The sequence below is a fragment of the Microbacterium sp. GbtcB4 genome (assembly GCF_019091465.1).
In the GTDB taxonomy this organism is placed as follows: domain Bacteria; phylum Actinomycetota; class Actinomycetes; order Actinomycetales; family Microbacteriaceae; genus Microbacterium; species Microbacterium paraoxydans.
Genome location: NZ_JAGXJJ010000523.1, coordinates 1 through 238, shown reverse-complemented (window position 1 = coordinate 238; position 238 = coordinate 1). Strand labels below are relative to the sequence as shown.

Annotated in this window: 1 protein-coding gene; it reads left to right on the top strand. The window is 71.0% G+C overall.

The genetic code is table 11. The features are described from left to right. Positions 1-52: 52 nt before the first annotated feature. The coding region (locus KVS71_RS18685; RefSeq protein WP_217585282.1) for a hypothetical protein at positions 53-238 on the top strand (186 nt) is incomplete at its 3' end.

Below are 238 nucleotides of genomic sequence, written 5' to 3'. Positions count from 1 at the left end.
CCACCCGGGCCCAGAGGGTGACCCGGTGCCCCCGGACCAGGAGCGAGCGCGCATGGACACCCGCCCCCCCTCCGACATCGATCCCGCGACCCCCGGTGAGGTGATCCGCGACCAGCTCCTGGATGCGCTGGTGCTCGAGCGGTCCCTGCGCCGACCGGGTCGTCATCCGCACCGAATCGTCGAACCGCTCCTCGTAGTAGTCGCGGATCCGCTCGTCGAGCTCGCGCTAGTCCATGGT